This is a genomic window from Streptomyces sp. HUAS TT11 (assembly GCF_051553595.1).
GTDB lineage: Bacteria > Actinomycetota > Actinomycetes > Streptomycetales > Streptomycetaceae > Streptomyces.
Genome location: NZ_CP196186.1, coordinates 153181 through 171066, shown reverse-complemented (window position 1 = coordinate 171066; position 17886 = coordinate 153181). Strand labels below are relative to the sequence as shown.

Annotated in this window: 21 protein-coding genes and 1 pseudogene; 7 read left to right on the top strand and 15 right to left on the bottom strand. The window is 69.1% G+C overall.

Annotation, left to right across the window (positions count from 1 at the left end):
• Positions 1–38 precede the first annotated feature (38 nt).
• Both ACSHXN_RS46755 and ACSHXN_RS46750 read right to left on the bottom strand, forming a co-directional pair.
• On the bottom strand, positions 39–416 hold the full coding sequence (locus ACSHXN_RS46755) for a PIN domain-containing protein (RefSeq protein WP_438302333.1): 378 nt from the start codon (positions 414–416) through the stop codon (positions 39–41).
• A complete protein-coding gene (locus tag ACSHXN_RS46750) occupies positions 413–667 on the bottom strand; it encodes a ribbon-helix-helix protein (RefSeq protein WP_438302332.1) in 255 nt (84 codons plus the stop codon). The genes ACSHXN_RS46755 and ACSHXN_RS46750 overlap by 4 nt, the downstream gene beginning before the upstream one ends.
• A gap of 672 nt (positions 668–1339) precedes the next feature.
• Here ACSHXN_RS46750 and ACSHXN_RS46745 point away from each other — a divergent pair.
• The 3 genes from ACSHXN_RS46745 to ACSHXN_RS46735 all read left to right on the top strand — a co-directional run bounded on the left by ACSHXN_RS46745 (position 1340) and on the right by ACSHXN_RS46735 (position 3401).
• On the top strand, positions 1340–2089 hold the full coding sequence (locus tag ACSHXN_RS46745) for an alpha/beta fold hydrolase (protein WP_438302331.1): 750 nt from the start codon (positions 1340–1342) through the stop codon (positions 2087–2089).
• A gap of 189 nt (positions 2090–2278) precedes the next feature.
• Entirely contained in the window at positions 2279–2884 is a 606-nt protein-coding gene (locus ACSHXN_RS46740; RefSeq protein WP_438302330.1) for a hypothetical protein, read from the top strand.
• Between the two features lie 151 nt (positions 2885–3035).
• Positions 3036–3401 (top strand): hypothetical protein, encoded by a 366-nt coding sequence (locus tag ACSHXN_RS46735; RefSeq protein WP_355136673.1) that lies wholly within the window; start codon positions 3036–3038, stop codon positions 3399–3401.
• Positions 3402–3484: 83 nt separating this feature from the next.
• Here the strand turns inward: ACSHXN_RS46735 and ACSHXN_RS46730 are convergent, their stop codons facing one another.
• Positions 3485–4111: a DUF6518 family protein gene (locus ACSHXN_RS46730; protein ID WP_438302329.1), complete on the bottom strand. Its 627-nt coding sequence runs from the start codon at positions 4109–4111 to the stop codon at positions 3485–3487.
• A 270-nt stretch (positions 4112–4381) separates the two neighbouring features.
• Here ACSHXN_RS46730 and ACSHXN_RS46725 point away from each other — a divergent pair, with 270 nt between their 5' ends.
• From ACSHXN_RS46725 to ACSHXN_RS46715, 3 genes are all read left to right on the top strand, one after another.
• The gene (locus ACSHXN_RS46725) at positions 4382–4855 is read left to right on the top strand and encodes a carboxymuconolactone decarboxylase family protein (protein ID WP_438302328.1); all 474 of its coding nucleotides are present in this window, start codon (positions 4382–4384) and stop codon (positions 4853–4855) included.
• 173 nt (positions 4856–5028) lie between these two features.
• The gene (locus ACSHXN_RS46720; RefSeq protein WP_438302327.1) at positions 5029–5952 is read left to right on the top strand and encodes an RNA polymerase sigma-70 factor; all 924 of its coding nucleotides are present in this window, start codon (positions 5029–5031) and stop codon (positions 5950–5952) included.
• A gap of 220 nt (positions 5953–6172) precedes the next feature.
• A complete protein-coding gene (locus ACSHXN_RS46715; protein WP_355136665.1) occupies positions 6173–6787 on the top strand; it encodes an RraA family protein in 615 nt (204 codons plus the stop codon).
• 207 nt (positions 6788–6994) lie between these two features.
• Here ACSHXN_RS46715 and ACSHXN_RS46710 read toward each other — a convergent pair whose 3' ends face one another.
• The 4 genes from ACSHXN_RS46710 to ACSHXN_RS46695 form a co-directional block, all read right to left on the bottom strand.
• Positions 6995–7327 carry a YciI family protein gene (locus ACSHXN_RS46710; protein WP_355136663.1) on the bottom strand — a complete coding sequence of 111 codons (333 nt, stop codon included), beginning with the start codon at positions 7325–7327 and terminating at the stop codon, positions 6995–6997.
• 184 nt (positions 7328–7511) lie between these two features.
• Positions 7512–8180 carry a histidine phosphatase family protein gene (locus ACSHXN_RS46705; protein WP_355136661.1) on the bottom strand — a complete coding sequence of 223 codons (669 nt, stop codon included), beginning with the start codon at positions 8178–8180 and terminating at the stop codon, positions 7512–7514.
• A gap of 619 nt (positions 8181–8799) precedes the next feature.
• Positions 8800–9195: an HIT family protein gene (locus tag ACSHXN_RS46700; protein WP_355136659.1), complete on the bottom strand. Its 396-nt coding sequence runs from the start codon at positions 9193–9195 to the stop codon at positions 8800–8802.
• Between the two features lie 394 nt (positions 9196–9589).
• Complete coding sequence (locus ACSHXN_RS46695; protein ID WP_438302326.1) at positions 9590–10372, bottom strand: DUF1963 domain-containing protein; 783 nt, start codon at positions 10370–10372, stop codon at positions 9590–9592.
• 271 nt (positions 10373–10643) lie between these two features.
• Here ACSHXN_RS46695 and ACSHXN_RS46690 point away from each other — a divergent pair, with 271 nt between their 5' ends.
• Positions 10644–11108 carry an SUKH-3 domain-containing protein gene (locus ACSHXN_RS46690; RefSeq protein WP_438302325.1) on the top strand — a complete coding sequence of 155 codons (465 nt, stop codon included), beginning with the start codon at positions 10644–10646 and terminating at the stop codon, positions 11106–11108.
• 8 nt (positions 11109–11116) lie between these two features.
• Here ACSHXN_RS46690 and ACSHXN_RS46685 read toward each other — a convergent pair.
• From ACSHXN_RS46685 to ACSHXN_RS46650, 8 genes and pseudogenes are all read right to left on the bottom strand, one after another.
• Positions 11117–11830: pseudogene (locus ACSHXN_RS46685) on the bottom strand (ISL3 family transposase); the annotation flags it as partial.
• 243 nt (positions 11831–12073) lie between these two features.
• Positions 12074–12835 carry a hypothetical protein gene (locus ACSHXN_RS46680; RefSeq protein WP_438302323.1) on the bottom strand — a complete coding sequence of 254 codons (762 nt, stop codon included), beginning with the start codon at positions 12833–12835 and terminating at the stop codon, positions 12074–12076.
• A 154-nt stretch (positions 12836–12989) separates the two neighbouring features.
• Positions 12990–13394: a hypothetical protein gene (locus ACSHXN_RS46675; protein WP_438302322.1), complete on the bottom strand. Its 405-nt coding sequence runs from the start codon at positions 13392–13394 to the stop codon at positions 12990–12992.
• A 137-nt stretch (positions 13395–13531) separates the two neighbouring features.
• On the bottom strand, positions 13532–14149 hold the full coding sequence (locus ACSHXN_RS46670) for a hypothetical protein (protein WP_356114958.1): 618 nt from the start codon (positions 14147–14149) through the stop codon (positions 13532–13534).
• 205 nt (positions 14150–14354) lie between these two features.
• The gene (locus ACSHXN_RS46665) at positions 14355–15461 is read right to left on the bottom strand and encodes a hypothetical protein (protein ID WP_438302321.1); all 1107 of its coding nucleotides are present in this window, start codon (positions 15459–15461) and stop codon (positions 14355–14357) included.
• A 395-nt stretch (positions 15462–15856) separates the two neighbouring features.
• A complete protein-coding gene (locus tag ACSHXN_RS46660) occupies positions 15857–16402 on the bottom strand; it encodes a hypothetical protein (protein WP_438302320.1) in 546 nt (181 codons plus the stop codon).
• A gap of 179 nt (positions 16403–16581) precedes the next feature.
• Positions 16582–17244 carry a hypothetical protein gene (locus ACSHXN_RS46655; RefSeq protein ID WP_355136649.1) on the bottom strand — a complete coding sequence of 221 codons (663 nt, stop codon included), beginning with the start codon at positions 17242–17244 and terminating at the stop codon, positions 16582–16584.
• A 48-nt stretch (positions 17245–17292) separates the two neighbouring features.
• On the bottom strand, positions 17293–17598 hold the full coding sequence (locus ACSHXN_RS46650) for a DUF6896 domain-containing protein (protein WP_438306405.1): 306 nt from the start codon (positions 17596–17598) through the stop codon (positions 17293–17295).
• Positions 17599–17886: the final 288 nt, after the last annotated feature.

Here is a 17886-nt window from a genome sequence, read left to right as displayed (position 1 = left end):
GACCGTGCGGGCTGTCCCCCTCCTGCATCCGCTCGTGGTTACTCTGCCGGATTCAGCGCAGTGATGCCGGTGCCTGCATACAGCCGGGGATCGAGGGAGAGGACGGTGACGGGATCACCCGCTTTCGCGGCCTGCCGGGCGATTGCCGCACAGTGGGCCACCGGCCACTCGCTGCTTGGCCACACTATGGCTTGCCGGGCATGCAGCGAGGTGAACGGCACCTGTTCGGCGAAGCGGAGCGATGCGGCGTGGGCGCCGGAGCCTGGGGTGCGGCGCTCAGCGGCCACGACGGCCAGCGACGGGATGAGGACGCGCCCGGTACCCCGGGAGGCCTCGATGTACAAGCCGGCGAAAAAGTGGTCTGCCCGGTACAGGGCGGTCAGCGCGGTGTGATCCAAGACGGCTGTCAGACTCACGCTGTAGCGCTGCTCTGGTGTGCGCGGATCTTCTCCCAGGCGGACCGGCCTGCGTCCTCGACCTGCGCGGTGTAGTCGACACCAAGCTCCTGTGCAGCTTCAGCGGCGCGTTCTGCCCGCTCGGCCTCGGTCAGTTCGCCTGTGGCGAGCTCCTCCAGCAATTCCGTGATCGTCGTACCGCGTTCCGCTGCGAGAATGCGCAGTCGGTCGCGTACAGCCTCTGTGGTCTTGATGCTGGTCGGTTTACTCATACCGGAATTCTACCACCGGTAGAATCTGTATCGGTGTGCCTGTCGAACCATCAGGTCGAGGAACGGTCCCTGTGCCTCAGGGTTGCCCCCGGTCATCGCTGGGCGTTCGGTATGTACACGAAAGGGCATCCACGGTTTGCCGGGGGGCCAGGCCGGCCACTTGTCTCCCGCGCCCTGGCCGCCTGTCTTCAAAACGCCCTCGTCGGATTCCCGGGATCGCACAACGCTGGTGGGGCGTCCTCGGCGGAAGTGGGCCCGGATGCAGGGCGACGAATCCGTACCCCATCTGCGGCGTGCCGGCGGACCGGGCCAAAGGCTCGACATCGTGCCCCCGGCCGACGCGACCCCGACCTCACTCTCGTGGCCGTCCAGGCTTCACTCGTGCGGCCGTTCACGCCCCACTCGTGCAGCCGTTCAGGCCTGACCCATGTGGCGGTACAGACTTGCTGCACCGGTTCGACCGGCACCGGCCGCCGCTGCGGCCGGTGCCGGTCGCGCCACGTCCGCCCCCCGGCCCGCACCCCTCCCAGGACTCTCACGCGATTAGATTGCGCACAATGTAAACGTGTACTAGGTTTCTCGGTGTCGCCCCGGGCCGGCAGGCCAGGGGAGAGGCAGTGCCACAACTGCGCCGTCCATGGCGCGCTTTGATGAGAAGGAGAGTGTCCCGTCATGAACCTCAAGCCCGTGAACCACTCGGCCGGCACCCCGTCCCTCCCGACGATCGTGCTGGTGCACGGCGCGTTCGCGGACTCCTCCAGCTGGAACGGGGTCATCGAGCGCCTGCAGCGCGCGGGATATCCGGTCATCGCCGCCGCCAACCCGCTGCGCGGCCTGGCCGACGACGCCGCCTATGTCGCGAGCGTGCTGGAGGGTGTGCAGGGGCCGGTGGTACTCGCCGGCCACTCCTACGGCGGCGCCGTGATCAGCGAAGCCGCGGTCGGCAACACGCAGGTCAAGGCGCTCGTCTACATCGCCGCCTTCACTCCCGACGAGGGTGAGAGCGCGCTGGAGCTGTCCGGCAAGTTCCCCGGCAGCACCCTGGGCGCCGCCCTCACCCCCGTCCCCTTCCCGCTTCCCGGCGGCACCGGCACCGACCTGTACATCGAACCCGCAAAGTTCCACGACCAGTTCGCCGCCGACGTGCCCGAGCCGGTCACCGCCCTGATGGCCGCCACCCAGCGCCCGGTCGCCGCATCGGCCCTGGAGGAGAAGGCGAGTGCGGCCGCCTGGAAGACCATCCCCTCCTTCAGCCTGATCGCCACCGAGGACTACAACATCCCGCCGGCCGCCCAGCAGTTCATGGCCGAGCGCGCCCACGCCCACACCGTCGAGGTGAAGGCCTCCCACGCGGTCGCGGTCTCCCGGCCCGACGCGGTCGCCCGCCTGATCGAGCAGGCCGCCCAGTCCCTCGCCCACTGACACCCCGCCCGGCCCGCCCGCCCGCCCGGCCGGCGCCGCGCGGGCGGGCCCGCCGTGGGCCGGCAGGCGTGCCGGGCGGTGCAGCGCTCGGGCGGGTGCCCTGGGCGGCGTACAGCGCTCGGGCGGGTGCCGGCCGCTACCGGCCGGCCGGGCGTGGGCCCTGTCCTGCACCCGGCGTAACCTCCGGGCATGGCCCGCATGGCGCAGCCGGTACCGGTCACGGCCTTCAGCCTGGTGCGCGTGGACTTCCACACGTTCGAGTTGACCGACTCCCACCGGCGCGCCCCGGCAGGTTTCGGCCCGTCCAACGGATTGGTCTTCTCACAGCCGGGCATGGCCGTGATCTGCACCGGCATCAGCACGGGCTGGGTCCACGTCCGGGTGCGGGTGCGGGTGCGTCCCCCCACCCGCGTGGAGAGGGGCGCATGGGAGGAGATCGCCGACCACAGTGTGGAGACCGCCACCGGCGCGCTGCGCGTCACGAGCGTCATGAGCGACACCCCCCGACTGCCCCTGCTGACGCCGCAGGGACCGGGCACCTATCGCGTTCGGGTACATGCGCGGGGCCGTGACACCGCCTCGGACGGCGACGCCCACGAACCCGTCGAGGACTACCTGCTGATCGGGTGGCCGGCCGGTCCGCAGCCGGACGAGATCCACCGGCATAGGGACCGTTACGGCGCCGGGCTGCGAGCCGGGCCGGGCCGGCCTGCGCCCGCGCCGCCGGCCGGTGATGCCGAGGACGACATCCGGCGGCGCCGGCGCGCACGGCTGCTTCGCCCCCGCACGCCCTGAGCCCTCTTCCGCCGGGCGGGCCGCACCTGTTGCCCCTCACGCCATCGGCTCGGGCCGAGGTCCGCTCCGGTGTCCCGGTCGGCGCCCGGGGCTTTCCTCGACCGGCCCTCTATCCTGAAGCCGCAGCAGGACACGGGGGAAGGAGCAGCGGGTGGACTGGTTCTGGTGGGTCCTCATCATCTTCTGGACGGGCGGCTTCGCGTGGGTGGCCGACAACATCCGCACCGCCCTGCGCAACCGGCATGAACGCAAGATGCAGTTGATGGAGGCGGCCCGGCAGGAACGCCTGGCCGTCGAGGCGGCGCACCAGCCGCCGGAGCCGGTGTGCGGGTGCACGCACCATCTGGCCAAGCACGACAAGCAGGGCCGGTGCCACGAACGCGTCGAGGTGCCCACGGCGTGGGACGAGAACAAAAAGCCCCTGCGCTACGAGGCCGGCCAGTGCAACTGCCAGCAGTACGTGGGACCGCAGCCGCTGTCACAGGTGTTCGCCGAGGAGCTGACCGACCGCGCCTGACCGGACGGCCGCGGGGACTCCAGGGCGGATGGGCCCTTCGGTCGCCCCGCAGCCCCGCGGCCGTTTTCCGCTTCCTTCGGGTATCACGGCGAGAGGTGCTGGAGGGGAAGTTCGACCACACCGTAGGCGATCGGCGAGAAGACCAGGGCGGTCAGCAGGGTGAGCGCGCGTTCCTTGTGCCTGCGGGCCATCGTCAACGGCACGAGGACGAGCAGCGCAGCGCAGCCCCACGCCTGACCCTCGTAGTGCAGCGCCCAGGCCGCCAGGATGGCCTCCATGCCGAACACTCCGGCGAGCGCGGCCAGTCCGACCACGCGTCGGAGCGTGGTGTGTCCCCGTCGCCACCACGCCCCCGCGACGCCGAACAGAGGACCGCTGACGACGGCCATCACCAACCACACCAGGGGCCAGGCCAGGCTGCCCATGCCGGACCGGCCCAGCTCGGCGTAGCCGTAGTAGCCGACGACCAGACCGATCGTGGTGCACAGGCCGACGAGCGCCGACGCACGTACGGCCGTCTTCTCTGCGACCACCGCGCCGGCGGCGAAGGCAGGAACACTCCACAGTGCCCCGGAATTCGCGATCTGGTTGAACGAGCCGGGGAGCCAGCCCTGAGCGAGGTTGGTGAGGACACCAAGGGCGATACCGGCTACTGCCGCGGACAGCCACCATCGGCTGACTCTTGCCACAGGAAGGGAAGCGCCCACCATCTCGAAGATCCTTACGCATCTATACACAGCAGCTATACACGGCGACTATACATGCGGGCTATACATGTGGGGTATAGATGCCCCGGGGGCGGCGGCCGTGGTCGGCACCGCAGCGTCGAGTCTCACTGCGGTCTGTTTGACCGGGGGACACAACGGCCCCGGCAGGCCTTGCGTTCATGTCTTCGACTCAGGGTGCCGCGCCACCGTGTCACAGGGAGCGGGGCTGCCTCGTCTCGGGTGCAGCCACCGACGATTCCCGAGGAGCACGTGATGGACGCACGAGTGAACTACTTCGCCAGCCCGACGGCGGGGAAGGCCCTCAAGCACCTGATGTCCGCAGGCAAGGCGCTCAAGGAGTCGCCGCTGCCGGCCGCGACACAGGAACTGGTGGCCTTGCGCGTCAGCCAGATCAACGGCTGCGCCGTCTGCATCGACATGCACACCAAGGACGCCACGGCCGCCGGCGAGAGCGCGGTGCGACTGCATCTGGTGGCGGCATGGCGGGAGGCGACGGTCTTCACCGAGGCCGAACGGGCCGCCCTGGAACTGGCCGAACAGGCGACCCGGGTCGCGGACGGCGCCGGCGGAGTCAGCGACGCGCTCTGGGCGCGTGCGGCCACGCACTACGACGAAGAGCAGCTCGTCGCCCTGGTGGTCCTGGTCTCCTTCATGAACACGGCGAACCGGCTGAACATCATCGCCCGGCAGCCGGCCGGCGACTACGAGCCCGGACAGTTCCACTGAACAGCCGTCAGGTTCCGGGCCGTGGAGCGGACTGAGGCCACGGCCGGGAGCCAGGGGGTGTTGCCCGGTTCCGCCGACGAACCGGATGATCTTCGCAGACCGTCTCCGGCCGGCCCGAAGCCGACCGGGCGTAAGGACACGATCGGGCGCAAGGACATGAGGGAGCAGAGTCTGTGAGCAAGGTCGAGGAGTTCGAGGAGCTGCGGCCGCTGCTGTTCTCGATCGCCTACCGGATTCTGGGCAGTGTGAGCGAGGCGGAGGACGCGGTGCAGGAGACCTGGCTCCGCTTCGACGCCTCGCCGACCCGGCCCGCGTCCCTCAAAGCGTTCTTGTCCACCACCGTGACCCGTGTCGCGATCGATGTGCTGCGCTCCGCGCGGGTGCGGCGGGAACAGTACGTCGGACCGTGGTTTCCGGAGCCGCTGCTGAGCGATCCCTACGAGGACCCGGCACGAGCGGCCGAGCTGGCCGATTCGGTGTCGATGGCGGCGCTGCTGCTCCTGGAACGGCTCAGCCCGCTGGAGCGGTCGGTGTTCGTACTGCGGGAGGTGTTCGCTTTCGGCTTCGACGAGATCGCCGCGGCGGTGGGGCGTTCGCAAGCGGCGTGCCGGCAGCTGCTGGTGCGGGGGCGGCGCCACATGCAGGACGGACGGCCACGGTTCGAGGCGGACCGCCAGGAGCGGCAGGAGCTGGCGGCACGGTTCTTCGACGCCCTGCGCGAAGGCGACGTGCACGGGTTGCAGAATCTCCTCGCCGCGGACGTGTCGATGGTCGGTGACGGCGGCGGCAAGGCCCCGCAGCTGGCGAAGGCCGTCCTCGGCGCCGGGAACGTGGCCCGGCTGCTCGCCTCCGTCTTCCCCCTGATGGCCCGCATCGACGTGACGTTCACGCAGGCCGAGGTCAACGGCCAGCCCGGCGCGATCTTCCGCGACCGCGACGGCAGAGTGCTCCACACCCTGGCCCTGGACGTACTCGACGGGCGGATCCAGACCATCCGCTCGGTGATCAACCCCGACAAGCTCGGCCACCTGGGGCCGGTCGCCGACGCCTTCACCGTCGCCCGCGAGGTGAAGCAGGCCCGCCGGCAGACGAACTGACCCGAAATCGGCCCGGACATGCTCGCGCTGACACCCCATGACACCGCTCAGTGAACAGCCGCCCAGCCGTGCGGCGACGTTGAGGGGCCGAACCCCGACCGGTCCAGGAAAGTGATCACCGTCACCGGGCGGCACCGGCGTCCTCCTGCCCTGCCCGGGAGGAGGATGGCGGCGGGCGGCGCGGCGCGTTGCCGGGCCGGACCGTATCGGGGAGGACATCATGGGCAGCGCTTTCGAGGACATTCCCACCACGGCCGTCGCGGACCTCGTGGGTCGTGAGCAGGTGATGGACATCGGCATCCGCCCGCTGTGGGGCGCACCGCACGTGGCCGGGCCGGCGTACCCGGTGCGGTGCGCGCCGGGCGACAACCTGATGCTGCACGCGGCGATCTACCGCGCCGAGCCCGGCTCGGTGATCGTGGTGGAGTCCGGCGACCTCAACTACGCGCTGGCCGGAGGCAATGTGTGCGCCATTGCCCAGCGCCGGGGCGTGGCCGCTGTCGTGGCCGACGGCCTCATCCGCGACCTGGGCGAAGTACGCGAGGCCCGCTTCCCGGTGTTCGCGCGCGGTGTCATCCCCATCCCCGGCGCGAAGCGGGGGCTCGGCAGCCTCGGTGAACCGGCCCGCGCGGGCGGGGTGCTGGTGCGCGGGGGAGACATCGTGATCGCCGACGAGGAGGGCGTCGTGGTGGTGCCCGCCGCCCGCGCGCAGGAGGTCCTCGCGGCGGCGCGCGCACGGCTGGCGAAGGAGGCCGAGCAGGGCCTCGACGACTGGGAGCAGGAGCACCGGGCCCGCATCGACAAGGCGCTGGACGAGGCCGGGTTCACCGGCTGAGCGAACAGCGCGCGACCGCGCGCCGGTGCGCGCGCCGGGCGGCCGCCCGGCCGGTCCGGGAGCGTCGACCGCGGCGTGCCCCGGTCGGCGTGGGCGCGCCGGCGCCGGCGCCCAGCCGGTATCGGCCGCCGCACGCGAGGGAGGGGGGCACAGTCCAAGTGGGTGTGCAGCCGTCACGGCAGACACCGTGGCCCGCACTTCACGGTCCTACGGCGCTTCCTGCAGCGGCCAGACCTCGACCACGCCCTGGGCAACAGCGCACGGGGTCTTCGACACGAGCCGGACGGCCTCCTCCAGCGTTGCCGCTTCGATGATCGCGAACCCGGCCACCGGCAGGGCCGAGGACAAGAAGGAGCCGCGCTCCACGCTTATGCCGGCGCCGTCGTGGTTGCGCACCTGTACGGGTGCGCCGGCGATGCCCACAACGGTCCCGGCCTCCAGCAGGCGGGCGTCATGCGCATGCGCCTCGTCCCGCACCGCCGCGTCGGTGCGGTCGTAGCCTTCCTGGTCCCCGTATCCGATGGTCACGAATTTCGCCACAACAGGCCCCTCCACTCGCTCGTTCGCAGGCAATGCTCACCGGTTTTGACCCTCGGCCGTGCCCGAACTCATCGTTGTGCCGGAAGATCAGTACACCGGCGGCGCAGCCGCCCGCTCGCGAGCACCTGCTGCCCTCTTCGGGCGCAACCGGCACGCCCCGCGAGGCATCCGCAGCCCGGCCGGGTCAGCCGTCGGTGGCGTCGACGGCTTCCCCCGCGGGCCCGCTGGCCTCGGGGGCACGGTCGTCGGGGCCGAGGGGAAGACCTTGCCAGGACACGACCCGCCAGCCGCGGTCCGGGGCGCCGGACAGGATGACGACACCGGTGTTGCGCAGCTCGTGGGTGGAGGCGAACTCGACGTCGATGTTCTCCGCCCGGGCCGCCGCCCACATACGGATGACGGCGCCGTGACTGACCATGGCGATGGTGTGTGCCGCGCAGGCGGCGGCCTCCGCGACGACGGCATCGAAACGCTTCAGGGCCTCCACCCCGCTCTCCCCGCCCGGCATCCGCCGCTCGGTGTCGCCCGCGGACCAGGCGAAGGCGGTGCTCAGGTACGTCTCGACGGCCTGGTGGTCGCCGCGCATCTCCAGGTCACCGGCGGACAACTCCCGAATACCCTCGCGCACCTGCACCTCAAGACCCCGGTCGGCCGCCAGCGGCGCCGCGGTGAGCTGGGTGCGCACCAGCGTGGACGCGTACAGGGCGCCGATGTCCTGCGCCGCCAGCGCCGCGGGCAGCGCGGCCGCCTGCTCCTCGCCCAGGCGGGTCAGCCCGGGCCCCGGCACGGCGGTGTCCAGGAGGTGCTTGACGTTGGAAGGGGTCTGGCCATGGCGGATGAGGAGCAAACGCATGCGGGGGCCTGTCTCCCGGGAGGCTGGGTGCGGTCCCCTCACTGTGCCATTGCGCGGACCTGCCCACCCCGGCGGGGCCCGCACACCCGCCCCGCCGCCCCGCGTTCGCACCCTCGTCGGCCTGCCGCCACCGGCACGCCCGCGGCACGCGGCCCGTACGGGATACCGCGCGGCACACGGCCGGCTGCTGTCGGCCCTCGAGGCAGGCGAAGCCCGGGCCGGAACCCTGCCGGGGGAGTGGGCGCGGCACCGGCACGGTGCGGTGCGAGCGACCGGCGTCGTCGCTCAAGGACGCCGGGCGTGGGCGGGCACCCCGCCTACGGTGGCAGGCACCGGGAGTCCACGGACCCGCATCACCACGGCGCAGGACGGCTCCGACCGCCACCCGCACGGCGGGAAGAGCCCTCACCCATCGCATCGGTGAGGCCGACGAACTCGCCCGGGTGATCCTTTTTCTCCCGCCAGGTCGGGCCTCCTCGTCACCGGCGGTCGGACATGGCCGACCGGCGGTGAGGGCGTGAACGCAAAGCCCGGCACCCCCTCGCGCGCACCGCGGTTCCGGGCAGGCCCGGCGCCCGCCCGGTACCGCGGTGCGCACGGCCGGTCCGGCAGAACCGGCTCAGTCCAGGGCGGCGGCGATGCGCGCCCGGGCTTCGTCGAGTTCCGCGGCCGGCACATCGCTGTTCGCGCGGCGGAAGTCGAAGTCTTCCAGTCCCCACGCCGGGAAGACGTGCAGATGGCAGTGCGGGACTTCGAAGCCGGCCACCACAAGACCGGCCCGCGGGGCGTCGAAGGCACGCCGCTGGGCAGCACCGATCCTGGCCCCGACGGTCATGAGATGGCCCATCAGGTCGGGCTCGAGGCCGGTCCAGTCGTCGACTTCTTCCCGCGGGACCACAAGGGTGTGCCCCATGGTCAGCGGCGCGATGGTGAGGAAGGCGACCGCCCGGTCGTCGGTCCAGACGAACCGGCCGGGCAGCTCACCGTTGATGATCCTGGTGAAGAGCGTGGGCATGAGGCCATTGTGGCGTGCGCCGGGCCGCAGCCGTCACCGGGCCGCCGGGCCCCGGCAACACGGCGCGGACCGGGCACGTCCCCTACCTGCACGACGGGTACGCGGTCGCGCGCCACGACTGCCTGACGGGCAGCCGGCCACTTGATCGCCGAAACGCTCTGCACCGCGGCCCGGAACGACGATCCGCCCTACCGCCGCCACCGGACTCAGCAGTTGGATGACGTCTGCGCCGCGTCGTCGGCAACCGCAGTCACCACGCGCCCGGTTGACCGTTCTCGATGCCGGCAGGTGTGGTCGGCCTCATCCCGAGGCTGCACGTGGGCGTCCTGCAGTGACCACGCCCGGGCCGGCGCGGGCAGGCCACCGACCCGACGCGCTGCACCGCCCCCGACCGTCAGTAGCAGTCGTAGCGCCAGTCCCACGGGAGACCGGGGCACTGGCGGCAGCGGAAGAAGTAGACGCCGCCGCAGTCGCCCAGTTGCATGTCGCCGGTGATGGTCAAGAGGTGCTCCATACGGTGTCCGCTCTCGCAGTCCGGCCAGTTACCGGTCTGCGTCCAGGCCGGCCAACCGCCCACCTTCGTCCCGACGACGTTGCAGTCCTCGTCCGGCAATGCGACACGCGATCCCCAGAGAGTCAACGTGTCCTCGGACAGGTCATGCCAACTCGGATAGTCCTGCGCGATCGTCGGAGACAACGCGGACCGCTCGGGCATGTGGTCCTCGTCGTACTCTCCCTCGCTCACCTCGGGGATCTCGGACAGCAGCCCGCCGGCCACGACCTCCGCTTCGTTGCGCCAGTACAGTCGCGGCACCACCGGCCCGGGGTCCTGCTCATGTATCAGCGCGCACCACACCAGCTGCAGCAGATCCTTGCCCTCCGGGAACTCCAACCCCGGCACATCCCGAGCGAACAGCTGAAGGATCGGCACCATCGGCACCGCGCCCGGGGAAACCTGGGTGTTGTCGGGGTAGACGGACGTCCAGTGCTCATCGTTCGCGCAGTACGGCCACGGCTCATCTGCCGGCCACAGCAGCGCACCTCCCAGCGAGCTCTCCTTCATGCCGGGATCGCCGGGCTCCGGGTTGAGGAGGGTGGTTTCCCGGCCAAGGGCCGCGTACTCCGGAATCAGGGCGCGCAGATCGTGCGCGGGCGGTTCGGGTGTGTCTGCGGGCATCGTGACTCCTGGGGTGTGCAAAGACCGACCGGACGCTGCGGGCACGCTAATACGTGCCACCGACAACCTCATGCAGCAACGGGCGGGTTGGGGACGGGGAAGCGCCTGTGTCGGTTGCTGTCGGGTTCCCGCCGGGCCCCGCTGCCGCTCCGTCTGGCTCTGTTCACGAGATTGGGTTCTGGCTCGCTTTCCGTAAGGCGGTCACACACTGTTGACGTCGGCCGCTGAGATGATCGTTGCTCGCTCGTAGTCGAGGAGCCGGGGTCCCAGGATGAGTAGTTGGTCACCAGAGACAGGTGAGGTGCTGGAGGCGTCGGGATGGACGCCTGGGCGGAAGGTAGGTACGGACCACTGGCGATCCATGTTCGAAGCAGCCGGCCTCGCCATGCATGACGCAGCGGAAGTCTTCCTGCAAGAGTTCGGTGGTTTGACTGTGAACGTCAGCGGACCAGGGATCAGCTGTGCACGCACGCCGTTCGAACTGGACCCCGAGCTGGCCTGGGGGGAGGATGACCGATTTGCGGAGTGGGGCGAGTCGATCGGGCATCGTCTTTTCCCGCTCGGCGAGCTAGATCACGGCCGGTTCTTCCTGGCCATCGATGAGGTGGGCGTGATCTATCTCGTTGAGACGTGGGTTGCCAGCTTCGGACCGATGCCTCAGGCGATGGAGAACTTGGTTCTCGGCGTGGCTCCTCGCCGGATCGATGGGGACGAGCTGGCGGGCCAGGCGTTCTGACACGTCGCTCACCTGTAGAGCAGAACTCGCTTTCGGAGGAGTTGAAATCCGGCTCGGCCGAACATCTGCCGTTTGAGCACCTTGATCCGGTTGACGTGCCCCTCTACGACGCCTGAGTTCCAAGGGAGGGTGAGACCGGGCGATGACAGCGCGGACGGCGTCGAGCCACTTGGGCAGCCGCTGGCCTTCCCGCTCGGTGAGGATCTAGGCGAAGGACCGGACATGTCCAGTGAGTGCTTCCATCTCGGGGCAGTTGACCATGACGGCCTTGAGACGGAGCTGTTCGGCCTCTGTGAGGGTGTCGGGTGGCGGAGGATCCAGCCGGCGACCGTGCGAGGTGAAGGTGGCGGTGCAGTGACCGGATCTGCCCAGAGGCGCTTGGTGCGGAAGTAGGCGCGAACTCGCTGGTAGCTACCGGCGTAGCCGAGCGGCACGATCTCCTCCCACGCCTTCCAGGCGTTGGTGCAGCCTTGGTTCCAGCGGTCGTCCAAGTAGGGTTTGTACTCGTCGAGGACGGAGGGGCGCCCCTGCCATTGGCCGCGGAAGAGTTCCTCGGGCACGGTGGCATCGGCGAGGATTTTGACGGTGCGGTAGGTCATGCCGAGTTGGCGCTGGATCGCGCGGCGGCTATGGCCGGTAGCGTGCAGAGCATGGACGGCCGCATGGCTGGCCCGAGTCCGGTCGGCGAACCGGTGGCCGGTGGGCCACGGCGAGCCAGAGGGTGTCTTTTCCACGACGCGCACTGTCAGCCAAACCAAGATCGGCACTGACCATTTTCGGGCAACTCTCGGAGGCCGATCCGCGCGTCAGCCGTCACTCATGTCAGCGGTCACGCTTTCCCCACGATCTACATGATCAGCGTCACGTAATTCCCCACCCGGACGGTCACGCTTCCCCACGGGGATGGCGGTTGCGAGTGGATGCCCAACGACAGGGGAAGGCCCAACCACGCCTCTCCCTGCCGTTCACATGAACAGCGGGTCGACCGGCGGCCACGGGTAGCCCAGTTGCTCGGCATCATGCGAACCTCCCCAGACCTCGGCGGTGGCACGGGGATCGCCTGCGGTCAGCCGCGCTTCAAGGCGCTCGGCTTGGACCGATGGGGCGTCCGCAGAGACCGGGAGGGTCATCCCGAACTGGAGCCAGGGCAGATCTGCATCGGCCCGGTTACGGGGATGCCACAGGACGACGTGGATTCGATCGGGTTCCTTTCGGGAGGCCCAGACGCCTTCCAACTCGCAGTCCCACCTGACGAGCCAGTCCCCGCGTCCCCTCAGCCCCGCCTCAAGCAGCCGCGCAACCGCTCCTGCCGGCCACTCCCAACTGCGGTCCTCTCCGGCTCGCAGGACTTCGGCCTCGTACTGACCTGCGGTGAACCGAAGCTCCGGCAGATCGAAGTCCTGATTGGCCAGGTCGCGCCAGCCCGCCCAGACAACATGATCCCCGTTACGCGTGACCGTCATGTACAGCGCGCCACAGCACTCCTCCACGCCGCACCCGGACCAAGCGAGACGAACGTCGTGGGGCGTCGCCGTGGCATGCAACGGCCCGTCCTGGCCCAGCAGATCCCTGGGACTTACTCCCAGGTACCGGGAGCCTCCCACGCCACCGGGGACCACCTCGGCCAGAAGATCCCGGCCATTGACGATCGGGCGAACCTCCACGCCGCCTTCGTCGGGTTGGGGGCACGCGATGCTCAGACTGAGAAGGTCCGGTCTCGTAGTCATCCGCCAATGATCGCGGAGCTGGCTCGCAACTCATGTGAATTCGCGTGGCCTCCGCTCAGGGCGGTAGTTCGGGCCGCCTTCAGGGACGCTGGCCCCGGACACCCCTCCGGAACGACGGGATGGCAGCCTGGGGAATTACGTGACCGTCCACAACTCAGTGTGCACCCGTCACGGAAAGCGAGTCAGAACCCCAGTTTTGACAGCACGTCCGCGTCACCATTTCGCCTGCCTGCTCGGTCCGGTCTGTCTCGCAGAGCAATCGGATGAGGGTGTAGAGAGCGTCGCGGTCGTCGTCCTCTGCGCGCTCGTGGAGCATGGCTTCCATACCGCGGTCGCGAAGCGCTCGGTTGAGCCGTCGACGTGCATGGACGTCCGTGCAGGCCAGGTCCGTGAGCTCTGTGAGCCGTTCCGCGTGGGCGAGCAGGGCCATGTGCCACAGATGGTTGCTGTGGGCGTAGTGGTCGGTGGAATAGCACTCGGCGTGGGTGCTCACCAGGGCGATGGCGGTGTCCCAGTCACCGGACTGCTCTGCTGCCCGTGCCTGCTCGAACCATGTCACCGGTCGAGTATCGCCCAGCCCTGCTGAGCGGCAAGGCCCGCGCGGACGCCACCGCCTCGCAGTCCGTCCGGTAGGTCACCCCCGTACTTGCGCTCCAGGGCCCGCATCGACTCACCAGACTCCTGCGAAAACGGGTCCTACTCGGTGACTGACTTCTCAGTCTTCGAACGGAGATCATGAATCGGGAACGTCGTGGGTGAGGAATGTTCTTTGCACGTTCCTCCTTCTCGATGCAGTTCTTCGGGTCGCAGTGCCCAGGCGATGGCCTCGCCCGGGCCGCAGAATGAGGGTTCGAGGTGGAACGTGGTCCGTGTCCCGAAGGGTTTCGGCGCTATGAACTCTTCCCGTGGACTGGCAGGATCCATCCCGGCCAGCTCCTGTCGATAGCCGCGGCCATCCAGCCACACCTCGATGACCGTGCGGGCGCTGAGTGCGGCAGCTGCGGAGGGAGCCCAACGCTGCATGTCGAATATGTCGAGCAGGGAACCGAAGAATTCAGGAAGAAGCCTCTCCCGTTCATCGGCACTGGGGCGCTGATCGCTCTCCACGGTGAAGCTGAGATCAGATCCGATCTCGACACTGATCTGTCCATGCCTGCCGTCGCGACGGTGCAGCGCGTCCCAGGCCACCGCCCGCAGGACTTCGGTGGGAAGCTCGGGGCTGCCCTGCTCAACCAGAAAGTACATCTGTGGGCAGCGCCGCACATGCTCCATGAGGTCAGCCACCCGAAGCGGCTCGACGGTGAACCTCTCCACTCACCCTCCCCATCTCTGCACTTTCCAGCCAGGCGCAGCCGATCATGGCACCCGCCACCGGCAATCACCACGCTCCCCGCCCATCCAGTAGCCGTGACGGATTGTCAACCGATCACGGAAGTTGAGCCAGAACCCGAGATTGGACAGCAGATGCCGGCCCACTTCGGCAGGCGCGAGAGTCTGGCGCTGTTCGATCGCGCGACGGCTAGAAGAGGTGGGTCGAGGTGCCCTGCGTGAGGTTCTCGAGGACCGTGCGCAGCCATGGGCTGCGCACGGCCGGTAGCCGGACCAAGGTGTGCTGGAACGTTTTCCGGTCGGCCCGGAACAGGTAGTTGGGGAGCGGCGGGAGCGGGTCGTCGCGGAGTACGTCGTGGGGTATGCGGCCTGACGCGGGGACCGGCAAGTACGGCTGGGGAGAGACCAGCCAGAGCCACACCCCCAGCGGCAGGGGTACCGGGTATGCCGACGCAGTCGGGCCGGCGGGGGTCCAGGTCCGTCCTGTTTGAGGATGGACCGGTACGAGGAGGATGTCGACGTCTGCGTCCGGGGAGGGCTGTCCCGGTCCAGCCAGGACGGCGCGCCGCTTCGGGGGGCCTGCCGGCAGCAGGGCGTCGAGCGCGCGTTGGAACACGTCCGTGGTCAGACCGCCCGGGACCTTGACCGGCTGCCCTTGGGAGGCAACCAGCAGGTGGGCGAGCGCATGGCCGGCTGCCGCCTCCCACCGCGGGCTCCACGACCAGGAGTGGTTCGACCCCGACCGTCCTCCCCACGGGGCAATCGGCTCGAAGGGAGGCGTTTTCTCCCCCTTCTGTGCCAGCTCCGCCCAGGAGAGGGGCGCAGCATGGATCCCGTCAACGGGGACGCGGTGCACGGTGTCCGAGCTGAGCCGTACTGCCTGCCAGAGGGAGCAGTCGTCGACCCTGGTCGCCACGGGGAGGTCGCATGCCTCGCAGACCATGTTGGGTCCGTCGGCTCCGTCGAGGCCGCAGCAGGCACCGCCGCGCTTCTCGGGAATCAGCCGGGTTCCACGGATATCACCGGGCGCAATGACACTCGCCCCGGGCGTGCTGTCGGACAGGGCGTAGACCGGCGCGTAGATGCCGCGTGCCTCCGCCTCGCCCGGATCGATCTCATCCCACAGCCGCCACGGCCCTCCCCAGGGGTCCGGGTCCACGGCAAACGTCCCGGGCTCCATGAGCACCGGAAGCTGGGCTCCGTTCCCGTAGTTCTGACGGGCGTGGACCGGCAGTGAGACCTGGGACAGCGGGGTGGTCAACTCGGCGCCGCATCCCGCACACACGAAAACGAACAACTGTCCTCCGCCTGGGAAACAGACGCATCGTCGCAGCTCGCCGGCCCCCGGCCAACATGTTTTCTCACCCGTTGCGGGAACGGCACCTGCCGCCGTCGTGGAGCATCAAACGCAGTGCGGGCAAGTGCCGGCCGCCGCCTCTACGGCAAGCGACTTGCGCAGTGTTCGAATTCCCGGTGTGTTCTGGCGTCGTCCGAAGTGGTGAACATCTGCTGACCGGGTTCCCCGTGCCTCTGCAAGGAACACAGGATCAGCCGCAGGCCTGCCGGGCCGGGAACCGGGGCCGGTAGAGCCCGAACCCGCGACAAATGGTCGCAGCTTCCCAGGCTGAGAGCCCGAGTTCGGTTCCCGACACCACTCCGGAAAGGTGCCTGCGAGTGGTACGTCGACGTCGGCTACTGGACATGCTTTGACGCATAGTCGACGAAGACCTCGATGGCTTCCCCTGCCGCGTCGTTCAGTCGCCGCCGTTCTACCTCGCTCTCAGCACCTGAAATGTCGCGTGTCTGATTCAGCGCTGCCCCTGCACGTGCCACCAGGGCATGGTCTTCCGTCACCAGCTTGACGCGGTAGAACGCCTGCCGCGCGGCTGTGCGCAGACGGTGGCCTTCGTGGTACGCCACCCTGTACGCCTCCCTCTCGGGGTTCTCTTGCTTTCGGAAGAAGCGCTCGGCTTGCCCATGCCGGAAGTCCTCCACCGCAGCGGCGAAGGCGGTGTACGCGGCGATCCGCTCGTCGCGCAACCTCTGCTGCTTGGCCGCAAGCCGCTGAAACGGATAGGTGGCAACGGCGCCCAACAACGTGCCGACCACTGCCACAACGCTGGTCCATATCGGCTCCATTGCCACAGGTGAGCACAGGCGTACCTGTGCTTGGGTGACGTCGACCTCCTCTTCATCAAACATCCCCATGCGGAGAGACAGAGATCCCACGACGGGCATGTGGAGCTTGTAGCGCCAGCCAGCTCCCAGGACCCCATCAGCAGACAAAGCCGTTGCTGTACAACAACGAAGTGCAGCAACTCCAGCAAACGACCGCGGCCGGCAGCCGCTTCGACTGATCCTGCGACGGCCTCAATGACCCTCGTTGACTGATCTCTGTAAAGGTGCGGATCAGAAGGTCACACCGCCCACGAGACGGCTCGGCCGTGCATCGGGCTCACTGGTGTGGGCAGGTCGAGAGCCCGGCTCATGGCGGAGGTGACAGGGGTGGCGTGATCAGGCAGGCGCCCAGCAGCCCAGACGGCGACTCGTTGGAGGAAGCCGACCAGATCGCGCTCGGCGCCGGCGAGCAGGTGACGTAGGTCCGTGACGGGCACTTCGATCACCGCACTGTTGTCATGTTCGGCGTCGACGGTCAACCGGACGATGTCGCCGTGCCGTTCAGCGAGCGGAGAGGGGTCGTGACCGAACGAGGCCCAGCCCTTGCCGTCGACGACCTCGAGCCAGTCGCGCCTCTCCTCCAGCCCGTTGCAGCAGCCCGGCAGCAGCGTGGTGCCGGTTGCGGTGTCAAAAATCCGCAGGCCGCCAGGTGCGAAGAGGGCGTCCATGGTGAGCAGTCCGTGCAGGAAGCCCTCGAGTGGGTCGGTGGGGCGGGCTGGGCGACCGTCGTTCTCGGGAGCGATGCTGTTGCAGTCGGCGATGCGCATCACCGCGGTGCCGACCTCGGCAGCATCGAGTGCGCCGCTGAGCGGCAGGAAGCCGTACGGCTCGGACTCGGCGACAGGCCAGAGGGCGAAGCCTTCGCAGACGTAAGTCTCAAGGACGGGCTGCACAACGATCACCCAGGAAGTCTGCGGCACGCCTGCTCGCGCCGCACTGCGATTACTGGCTCATGCTGAAACCTCGGCGTTGGCCACGCTGAACCACCCCGGCCGCACCTCGGTCAGCATGGATTGCAGCGACGTCACTGCGGATCGCAGGTCGTGATCCGTGAGGCCAAGAGGCTCCGGCAGACTTTTCCCATAACAGCGCAGCTGCCAGAGGTCGAAGATTTCCCTCCCGTCGGCCGTGAAGTCCACATCCATCCCAGCGTCGTTGCCGCTGATGAAGCGGCAGCCTGCGCCCTGGACCTTGTAGAAGTAGGTGCCGATGGGATCGCTCCGACTGATCCGCTGCGAACGGGCCAGGCCGAGCACGGCCGCCAACTACTTGAGCCAGGGGATCGCCACCTCCATCGCTTCGCACCGCACCTTCGGTAACCGCAGGCACCACGCGCCTGGTTGACCGTGACACGCGTGCAACTGACTGACGGGGTGGGAGTTCATCGGGCCGTACCTGCCGATGGCGGGTACGGCCCCTACTCCGAGCGGTTGCGCCGCCGGTCATGGCGGCTCAGCGGTGCGACCGCATTCCCACGCGTTACTCAGCGCCACATGCCACGTGGCCGTAGGTGCACGACTCGGACCGGTCGCTGTGCCGCGGCC

Bases quoted from the DNA above. Each gene is read 5' to 3' on its own strand.
- ACSHXN_RS46750 (WP_438302332.1), bottom strand. From the start codon at position 667: ATGAGTAAACCGACCAGCATCAAGACCACAGAGGCTGTACGCGACCGA.
- ACSHXN_RS46745 (WP_438302331.1), top strand. From the start codon at position 1,340: ATGAACCTCAAGCCCGTGAACCACTCGGCCGGCACCCCGTCCCTCCCG.
- ACSHXN_RS46740 (WP_438302330.1), top strand. From the start codon at position 2,279: ATGGCCCGCATGGCGCAGCCGGTACCGGTCACGGCCTTCAGCCTGGTG.
- ACSHXN_RS46730 (WP_438302329.1), bottom strand. From the start codon at position 4,111: ATGGTGGGCGCTTCCCTTCCTGTGGCAAGAGTCAGCCGATGGTGGCTG.
- ACSHXN_RS46725 (WP_438302328.1), top strand. From the start codon at position 4,382: ATGGACGCACGAGTGAACTACTTCGCCAGCCCGACGGCGGGGAAGGCC.
- ACSHXN_RS46715 (WP_355136665.1), top strand. From the start codon at position 6,173: ATGGGCAGCGCTTTCGAGGACATTCCCACCACGGCCGTCGCGGACCTC.
- ACSHXN_RS46705 (WP_355136661.1), bottom strand. From the start codon at position 8,180: ATGCGTTTGCTCCTCATCCGCCATGGCCAGACCCCTTCCAACGTCAAG.
- ACSHXN_RS46700 (WP_355136659.1), bottom strand. From the start codon at position 9,195: ATGCCCACGCTCTTCACCAGGATCATCAACGGTGAGCTGCCCGGCCGG.
- ACSHXN_RS46695 (WP_438302326.1), bottom strand. From the start codon at position 10,372: ATGCCCGCAGACACACCCGAACCGCCCGCGCACGATCTGCGCGCCCTG.
- ACSHXN_RS46690 (WP_438302325.1), top strand. From the start codon at position 10,644: ATGAGTAGTTGGTCACCAGAGACAGGTGAGGTGCTGGAGGCGTCGGGA.
- ACSHXN_RS46680 (WP_438302323.1), bottom strand. From the start codon at position 12,835: ATGACTACGAGACCGGACCTTCTCAGTCTGAGCATCGCGTGCCCCCAA.
- ACSHXN_RS46660 (WP_438302320.1), bottom strand. From the start codon at position 16,402: ATGCCCGTCGTGGGATCTCTGTCTCTCCGCATGGGGATGTTTGATGAA.